The organism is Streptomyces boncukensis (genome assembly GCF_011045075.1).
GTDB classification, from domain to species: Bacteria; Actinomycetota; Actinomycetes; order Streptomycetales; family Streptomycetaceae; genus Streptomyces; species Streptomyces boncukensis.
In genome coordinates this window covers 1-506 of sequence record NZ_JAAKZZ010001108.1, presented here as the reverse complement: position 1 = coordinate 506, position 506 = coordinate 1, and the positions used below count along the sequence as shown (strand labels likewise).

The 506-nt window shown below is 66.8% G+C and carries 1 pseudogene; it reads right to left on the bottom strand.

The window, feature by feature from the left end:
- Positions 1-154: 154 nt before the first annotated feature.
- Positions 155-506: pseudogene (locus tag G5C65_RS38845) on the bottom strand (hypothetical protein); the annotation flags it as partial.

Here is a 506-nt window from a genome sequence, read left to right as displayed (position 1 = left end):
TTTTCTTTTTTGTTTGTTTTCTTTATTCTGTTTTTCTCGTTTGTTCTATTGTCTGCTGTTGTTGGCTTTCTTATATTTAGTTGGTTTGCTTCTTTTTCTTTTTTTTTTTTTAGAGTCTCGGGGGATCGGAGACGTGTATAAGAGCCAGGGAGGGTCACGCGCTCGCGCTGCCGACGGTCCCGGACGGGGAAGGGCGGCTGCGCGTGGTGCGGACGCCGACGGCCGAAGGGACGGAACCGGGGGCGCGGAGCCAGCCGGCGGAGACCGGCCGCCCCCCGGAGGGGGGTACGCCATCGGCCGACCCCCTCCAGCCGGCCGCGGGACCGGCGGCGCCGACCGGGACCGGAGGGCCGATTCCAGCCGTCCCGCCGTCGCCGCCGTCCTTCACGCCGGAGGCGGGCGGCGGATCGAGCGGGCACGCGTACGCGCCGGGCGGCCCGTTCCCCGGCTCGTCCGGCATGGGGATCACCCACGGCTCGGGGGTCGCACAACCACCGCCCCCGCCC